This window comes from Pseudomonas sp. 05L36 (genome assembly GCF_056398125.1).
The window spans coordinates 1-7,424 of the sequence record NZ_JBFTOU010000065.1 but is presented as its reverse complement, the minus strand read 5'-3'; the positions used below and the strand labels follow the sequence as shown (position 1 = coordinate 7,424).

Annotated in this window: 6 protein-coding genes; 5 read left to right on the top strand and 1 reads right to left on the bottom strand. The window is 53.3% G+C overall.

All coding sequences use genetic code 11. The features are described from left to right. Positions 1-487: 487 nt before the first annotated feature. Positions 488-1,483 carry a tRNA dihydrouridine(20/20a) synthase DusA gene (gene dusA, locus AC1DKH_RS30175; protein WP_477800210.1) on the top strand — a complete coding sequence of 332 codons (996 nt, stop codon included), beginning with the start codon at positions 488-490 and terminating at the stop codon, positions 1,481-1,483. Between the two features lie 55 nt (positions 1,484-1,538). Here dusA and AC1DKH_RS30170 read toward each other — a convergent pair whose 3' ends face one another. Then, positions 1,539-2,372 carry an undecaprenyl-diphosphate phosphatase gene (locus AC1DKH_RS30170; protein ID WP_477800209.1) on the bottom strand — a complete coding sequence of 278 codons (834 nt, stop codon included), beginning with the start codon at positions 2,370-2,372 and terminating at the stop codon, positions 1,539-1,541. A gap of 523 nt (positions 2,373-2,895) precedes the next feature. Here AC1DKH_RS30170 and AC1DKH_RS30165 point away from each other — a divergent pair. The 4 genes from AC1DKH_RS30165 (at position 2,896) to AC1DKH_RS30150 (ending at position 6,863) form a co-directional block, all read left to right on the top strand. Next, positions 2,896-3,636, top strand: coding sequence for a winged helix-turn-helix domain-containing protein (locus AC1DKH_RS30165; protein WP_477800208.1), 741 nt, complete (start codon positions 2,896-2,898; stop codon positions 3,634-3,636). Between the two features lie 185 nt (positions 3,637-3,821). Continuing rightward, positions 3,822-4,409: an EAL domain-containing protein gene (locus AC1DKH_RS30160; RefSeq protein ID WP_477800207.1), complete on the top strand. Its 588-nt coding sequence runs from the start codon at positions 3,822-3,824 to the stop codon at positions 4,407-4,409. Between the two features lie 34 nt (positions 4,410-4,443). After that, entirely contained in the window at positions 4,444-5,124 is a 681-nt protein-coding gene (locus AC1DKH_RS30155) for a winged helix-turn-helix domain-containing protein (RefSeq protein WP_477800206.1), read from the top strand. Positions 5,125-5,468: 344 nt separating this feature from the next. After that, the gene (locus AC1DKH_RS30150; protein ID WP_477800205.1) at positions 5,469-6,863 is read left to right on the top strand and encodes an undecaprenyl-phosphate glucose phosphotransferase; all 1,395 of its coding nucleotides are present in this window, start codon (positions 5,469-5,471) and stop codon (positions 6,861-6,863) included. The last annotated feature ends 561 nt before the right edge of the window (positions 6,864-7,424 follow it).

Sequence of the window (7,424 nt, the reverse complement as noted above, 5' to 3'; positions counted from 1 at the left end):
TTGTACATCAGCTCGCGGCTTCGCTCCACGCTTCCTCCCCACACTCGGTCACCCTCATGCAGTTGCGCTTCACTTCGTTTGCTGTGGTCAACTTACGGTGGGACTTGCACCCACAAGATTGCGCCCATGCTGGGCGCACGAACCCGACGCACCCGAAAGTGCCCCGCGCACAGCCGCCATAATTTAACAGCAGACATGAAAAAAGCGCCTGCTTAAATTTAGGTGGCGCCCTGTGCGCCTAGATCTTGTGAAGGGCTTCCACACCCTTGTCGCTGAATTTGCAGCGACGGAGGGAGGTTAGCCGGGTGATCAGTGGGAGGCAATATGGGCAATGGGGACGCGACTTGAGGGAAATCTCCTACTTTTTCGTGATGTTATCAACGCAATACCCAGCACCTGCCCAATCGTCCTGAGGCATGCCCAAGCCCCATCAGCCCATTCCTGATAAACTCCCTCACCTCCCAGCCTCACCGATTCCAGATCCCTCATGTCCGTAACCACCGCCACACCCGCCCCACTCTCCCGCCGTTTCTCCGTCGCGCCGATGATGGATTGGACCGATAGACACTGCCGCTTCTTCCTGCGCCTATTGTCGAAAAACGCCCTGCTCTACACCGAAATGGTCACCACCGGCGCCCTGCTCAACGGCGACCACGAGCGCTTCCTGCGTCACAACGAAGCCGAACACCCGCTCGCCCTGCAACTCGGCGGCAGTGTCCCGCTGGATCTGGCCGCGTGTGCGCGGATGGCGCAGGAGCATGGTTACGACGAAGTGAACCTGAATGTCGGCTGCCCGAGTGATCGGGTGCAGAACAATATGATCGGCGCGTGCCTGATGGGGCATCCGCAGTTGGTGGCCGATTGTGTGAAGGCGATGCGCGATGCGGTGTCGATTCCGGTGACGGTCAAGCATCGAATCGGGATCAACGGGCGAGACAGTTACGAAGAGTTGTGTGACTTCGTCGGTACGGTGCGGGATGCCGGCTGCACCAGTTTTACCGTGCACGCGCGGATCGCGATTCTGGAGGGGTTGTCGCCGAAGGAGAACCGTGACATTCCACCTCTGCGTTATGACGTGGCGGCGCAGTTGAAGGCGGATTTTCCGGAGCTGGAGATTATCCTGAACGGCGGGATCAAGACGCTGGAGGCCTGCCACGAGCATTTGCAGACGTTCGACGGCGTCATGCTGGGCCGTGAGGCGTATCACAACCCTTATGTGATGGCCGAGGTGGATCAGCAGCTGTTCGGCAGCACGGCGCCGGTGATCAGCCGGGCTGAGGCGCTGGCGCAGTTGCGTCCTTATATAGCGGCGCACATCGCTGCAGGTGGTTCGATGCACCACATCACCCGGCATGTGCTCGGGCTGGGCACCGGGTTCCCGGGGGCACGCAAGTTTCGGCAGTTACTGTCGGTGGATATTCACAAGGCCAAAGAGCCTTTGGCCTTGCTGGATCAAGCGGCGGAGCTGCTTGAGGGGCGTTAAAGGTTAGCCGCCTCCCTGCGACCAGGCTGCATGTCCTGCATGCCTGGTGCGAGTGTCAGTGCGCTGCAGCCCCGGTCCAGTCAACCCAGCCGAATACCCACGTTGCCAGTATCAGCAAACCGAATCCGATCCGGTACCAGGCGAACACGGCGTAACTGTGGCCGGCGATGAACTTGAGCAAACCACGCACGGCGATCATGGCGAAAAAGAACGCCGTCACGAAACCTAGCGCAAACACCGGCAAGTCACTGGCCAGGAACAGATCCCGATACTTATAGCCTGAATACACCGCGGCACCGACCATGGTCGGCATCGCCAGAAAGAAAGAAAACTCCGTGGCAGCCTTACGCGACAGACCAAACAGTAACCCACCGATAATGGTCGATCCTGAACGCGAGGTGCCCGGAATCATCGCCAGGCATTGCGCGAAACCGACCTTGAGGGCGTCGGTCCAGCGCATATCGTCAACATGGTCGACAGACACCACATGTTCGCGCTGCTCGGCCCACAACATGATGATGCCACCCACCACTAATGCCACTGCAACAGTGATCGGATTAAACAGATACTCATGGATCTTATTGGCGAACAACACCCCCAAGACCACTGCCGGAAGAAAACCGATTAACAGATTCAAGGTGAAACGTTGTGCATTGCGTTGGGTCGGCAAGCCGGTAACGATCTCGAGAATCTTGCGGCGGAACTCCCAGACAACCGCCAGGATCGCGCCCAATTGAATGATGATGTTGAAGGCCATGGCTCGCTCGCCGCCGAAGCCGAGCAAGTCCGCGACGATAATCTGGTGCCCTGTACTTGATATCGGCAAGAACTCCGTCAGACCTTCGACCATCCCTAAAATCAACACTGTTATGGTTGTCCAAAGATCCATCAGTCCCCCTCATCGACAAATACCGTTGCGTCGACCTCGCACTAATTCAACGCCAACACGAGAGTAAAGCGCATTAGAGCGATTAATAAAACTCAATGTTATGAAATGTCCATGGCGGGCACCACCAATACCAACGTTATATAACGGTTAATATTGGAGAGTGCCGAGCCAGACAAGAGCAAAAAATCGCACTTGAAACCACAAAACCCTACCGCCTCATGACGCCCAATCAAAAAAAGTCAGGTGGCTGAAACTTTAGCGACATGCGCGGTCATATGGCTGCGAAAATGCGGGGCATTGGACCAATAGATGGCACAATGCCACACCTCGTCAACCCACGAGATTGCCATCGATCATGAGGCTCCTCGAACCACCGGCGGGCAAACGATCACGTCAGAATCACCGACAATGTTAAAAAAACGAGACGGCCGTCTGAAAAAACAGTGAAATGTTACCAATTGTCAGTCACAAGCGGGAATTGGTGCTTTAACATTCGAATGCCAGCACCCATCCGAGTCAAAGCATGATGCTTACAGGGAAAATAACGACTACAAGCCACAGCGACGTGAAGGAGGAGACAGGTATTCTCACCATTGGGCGAACCCACACGCTAGCTGAGGGCTTTAGGGAATTAGTCGCAAGCCACGTAGGCCAGGATATTGCCGTTGATGCAATGTGCTATAGCAACTCATTCAAAAGAAACAAGAATTCTAATTCATACCGTGCAATTTTTATCGTTATCGACAGCCCTCAGGCGTTTGTTGAAAGCCTCACCCTGGTAGAAAACATTCGCGCCGATAATCTGGCGTCAATAATTTTCATCGCCATCACCGGCAGAGGCACCTACAACAAGATGAAATACTATCTTGCCGGGGCCGACTACTGTATTAATTGCGACACCTTTGCAGGCGAAAATACTGACGCACTGTCCGAGTTTTTTAGCAGCCCAGAATGGCAAAAAAAGCAAAATCTGCTTTTGGACCCCACTCGCATGTGCCTGATTGGCGACTATAAAAAACTGGACGTATCGTTTGCGGAAATGAAGATTCTCGAGGCTTTTTCTCAAACAAAGAACCAAATATTGAGCCATGATGAAATCGCCAGGATCATGGGGCTGAATATAAATTTTTATGACCCAAGAGCCTTGGAAAAGTCGATCAGCCGCCTTCGCGGAAAAATAAAAGACATGTATGGCAGCAACGCCATTCAAAGTATTCGTGGGCATGGATATCGTTTAATCAGGGGTCTGATCTCGACAACCTGATTCTAAATGTAGAAGGGAGTTTCTGTATTATGAACGCAACAGGGAGCGTGCGACTCTACGGTCACGCAGAGCATTACCTGTCTCGACAATTGATTCTCACTCGGGATGACTGCCCGTTTGGCAGCGAGATCAGAATACATTTTGACGACTCCGCGTGCGCGTCCCGCGCGCCAGAGGCGCATCAGATGAGTGGAATCTACAGTGAAGTACTGATGCAGACCAGGCTGATTGCCTTCTCGCTGAAAGATCACAACACCACCAACGGAAATAAATACCTGAGCCGTAGATTTGTTTGCGTAGGGCAGTCAGATCTCGCCAACTCTGCGCTCACGGAAGAGCTGATACAGTCCGGCGCCGCTCTGCGCGAATTTGGCCAGACACTGGTTGTCGCGCTCAATGAGCTCCCCCTGTCGGCTGTCAGCTTCGCGGAAAAAAAGAAAATCCTTCACAACGTATATCTATTGAAAGATCACGGCATAGAAATCGCGCTCGACGACTACAACATCGACGATGAAAGTATCGAAATCTTTACCACCCTGAATCTATTCGACTATATAAAGATCTCCACCGCCTCTCTGGACTTGAGCCTCAAGCTCAGTGGCAACCCAGAGTTATTCAATCGTCTCCACGAACGTATGACCACGCTCACTCACAACACAAAAGTCGCCTTTATAGCGGACAGAGTCGAGCATGCTGCTAGCCATATACTGGCACGTGCACTGCCCTTTGATTACTTTCAAGGGAGTCATTACTCCCCTGCTGACAACCTTTAAACCAAATTCAAGACGTGCAACTCAGGAGAGAGCCATGGATAGCAGCACAAACCTCCCTAGAAAATACTTTGTCGTGGTTACTCACAACCCCGCACTGCAACTGGAGCTTGAGGCGTTACTGTCCAGCAAGCGATACAACAGTTACGGCACGTCACAGGCAAAAATGTTTTTTGAAGGCGTTGCCCCGCCCACCTCTGCCCCCAAGCTTATGGAGATTATTTCCCCGCAAATGGCCAGAATGGTTCCGCCGGTTATCAAGCATGATACCCAGCGCATACTTTCGACGTTCAAGTCCGAATGGCAAACCGCCCTAACCGTAACAAAGTTTACGCACTTCACATCAACCGCAGACAGCGCCAGGGATGACGCCAGGGAATTCGTTTCCCAGCCAGCCAAACCGCACACTCCAGCGGCTGAAACCTGGAGACTGAGCGACAGCAGTGGCGCGCTGATCAAGGATGACGTGGAAATTGTCTTGACTGGCCTGGAGGCCGCGCTGCTTAAAAAAATGCTGCACCATGAAGATCGCGTGGTCAGCAAGGACGACCTTATCCTCAGCATCGGTAGAGAACCTGAACAATATCGGGGTCTCGAAATGTGCCTGAGTCGACTGCAGGAAAAATTTAAAAAAGCCAGTAGTGGCGAGCGTCTTTTTCGTGCAGTGAGAAATCGTGGGTACTGCGTGATACAAAAAATCGTACGCGTAAAAATCTAGTCTGAGAAATTCAGATTTTCGCCTCGGCAGTGCAATACAACAATAATAGAGCACGCCAACTTATCCTCCCCCGCCCCCCTATACAGTAGCGTTAAAAAAGCTGAAGCCAGACTATTTTTAACGCCGCCATCACCCAGATATATCAACCAGATACACCACCCGCTCGTTAAAAGTCGTCAGACAGTGCCCGCACCAATAATTTAACCTATGAACTGATGACAGCGCCGCCAGCGTGGCGTTTCGGTCATCAATGCATCGCCATCTAATATGAACAACAACTCTTAGCGCATTGATTTTGGCTCTTGTTTGTCGAAACACGAATGGACGTATTTTGGGGATATCGTATGGTTAACAATCTTCGTATCAATCGAAATACCACCCTCAAAGGACTGACCTTCTGGGGACAGTGGGCATTAGGTCAGGGCTTTGTTGTCGCCCTGTTACTTCTCTTGGTTTATTACCAGACCGGAACGGTAGAATTCTATTATCGAGTATGCGCAACGCTTACTGTGCTGGCATCGGTTCCGGCCTACACATGGTGCGGCGCCTATGCAAAAAAGGACAACTACCTGGAAGGGTTGACAAGACTATTGATGGGTTGGTCAATGACACTGGCAGCGTTAGCTATTGTCGCCTTTCTCTGCAAGGCCAACGAACTGTTTTCTCGTCAAATCATCCTGATTTGGGCTTTCTGCAGCTACATCGGGCAGGCGTTGTTGTACGTCCCACTGCATGGTTTTTCGAAGTACTACCAACGAGCGCTGCAAATTGAGCGTAGAACGCTGATTGTTGGTACTGGCGAGCTGGCACTGGGTTTGGCTAACAAGCTTCGTGCCCTCGAGCATTTCCCGTTGGTCGGCCTGGTAAGCTCCGACACCACTCTCTTGCAGGAGGCGGGCATGCCAGCTGTCGTAGGCCCGCAAGAGGAACTGCTCGAACTGATCAAGACCCATGACATCCGACGCCTGTACATCACGCTCCCCCTGAGCGAAGCGGCACAAATCGAAGAAATGTATGTCGACTTGCTGGATGCCAACGTCGATGTGGTCTGGGTCCCGGACCTGAACAGCCTGACGCTGCTCAATCACTCGGTCAGTGATGTGGATGGCATGCCGGCAATCCATTTGATTGAATGCCCGCTGAGCAGCCAACCTACTGCCGCTCTGAGTAAAAGCCTGTTCGATAAAAGCCTGGCGCTGATGGCCATTGTCGCTCTAAGCCCGTTACTGCTGATCATTGGCCTGGCCGTCAAATTCACCTCCCATGGCCCGGTGTTTTTCAAACAGGACCGCCACGGGTGGAACGGGAAGGTCATCAAGGTCTGGAAGTTTCGCTCGATGCGCGTACACGACGATCACGAGGTCAAGCAAGCCAGCCGTAACGACTCGCGGATCACCCCGATCGGGCGCTTTATCCGCCGTACTTCCATCGATGAGCTACCGCAATTGTTCAACGTCTTGCAGGGCCATATGGCGCTGGTCGGGCCACGTCCTCATGCCGTTGCGCACAATAACTACTACTCCGGCAAGATTCTCGCCTACATGGCGCGCCACCGAATCAAACCGGGGATCACCGGGCTGGCTCAAATCAACGGTTGCCGCGGCGAGACCGACACCATCGACAAGATGCAGAAGCGCGTCGAGATCGACCTCAAGTACATCAATAACTGGTCGTTGTGGCTGGATGTGAAAATCCTGGTGAAGACACCGTTCACCCTGCTGTCAAAAGACATTTATTGATGATGCACCTGCAGGTTAACCAGGCGACGCAAGCCATTTGCGCAGTGCGTTAGCCTCGTCACTCGTGGCTGGATCTTCACCAGCCACGCCTGCAACTGCACCAACAGCGACAGGTTGTTCTGCTGTCGACTTTCGTGGCGATGTTCATCGCCAACGTCTTTTAAATCTCCGCTCGATACCGTACAGCTTGATGAACAGATTCAGGGCGATATCGGCCTGCCCAGACTTACCTTCAGGCAGGCGCAACGGCAGCAGTCGACCGCAAAAAAAGCGTGGGCACGCTCCCCTGTAGGAGCTGCGGTGCGGCGATCCGACTTGTCGGGTCGCCGCATCGCAGCGATGGTCGATAACGATAACGCGTGTGAACCGGATAAATGCGACGCCCTTGAGTCCATCGCCGGCTAGCCGGCTCCTACAGCTCCCCGGGAAGTCACTTCATTTTCAACCAGGACGCAGTCTGTAGGAACTGGCTTGCCAGCGAAGGTCGTTAACGATAACGCGTATTTTCTGTCTAAACGCGGCGCTCTTGAGTCCATCGCGAGCAAGCTCGCTCCTACAACA

What these genes read in the sequence shown, in the direction of transcription:
- dusA (WP_477800210.1), top strand. Translation starts at nt 488, where the DNA reads ATGTCCGTAACCACCGCCACACCCGCCCCACTCTCCCGCCGTTTCTCC.
- AC1DKH_RS30170 (WP_477800209.1), bottom strand. Translation starts at nt 2,372, where the DNA reads ATGGATCTTTGGACAACCATAACAGTGTTGATTTTAGGGATGGTCGAA.
- AC1DKH_RS30165 (WP_477800208.1), top strand. Translation starts at nt 2,896, where the DNA reads ATGATGCTTACAGGGAAAATAACGACTACAAGCCACAGCGACGTGAAG.
- AC1DKH_RS30160 (WP_477800207.1), top strand. Translation starts at nt 3,822, where the DNA reads ATGAGTGGAATCTACAGTGAAGTACTGATGCAGACCAGGCTGATTGCC.
- AC1DKH_RS30155 (WP_477800206.1), top strand. Translation starts at nt 4,444, where the DNA reads ATGGATAGCAGCACAAACCTCCCTAGAAAATACTTTGTCGTGGTTACT.
- AC1DKH_RS30150 (WP_477800205.1), top strand. Translation starts at nt 5,469, where the DNA reads ATGGTTAACAATCTTCGTATCAATCGAAATACCACCCTCAAAGGACTG.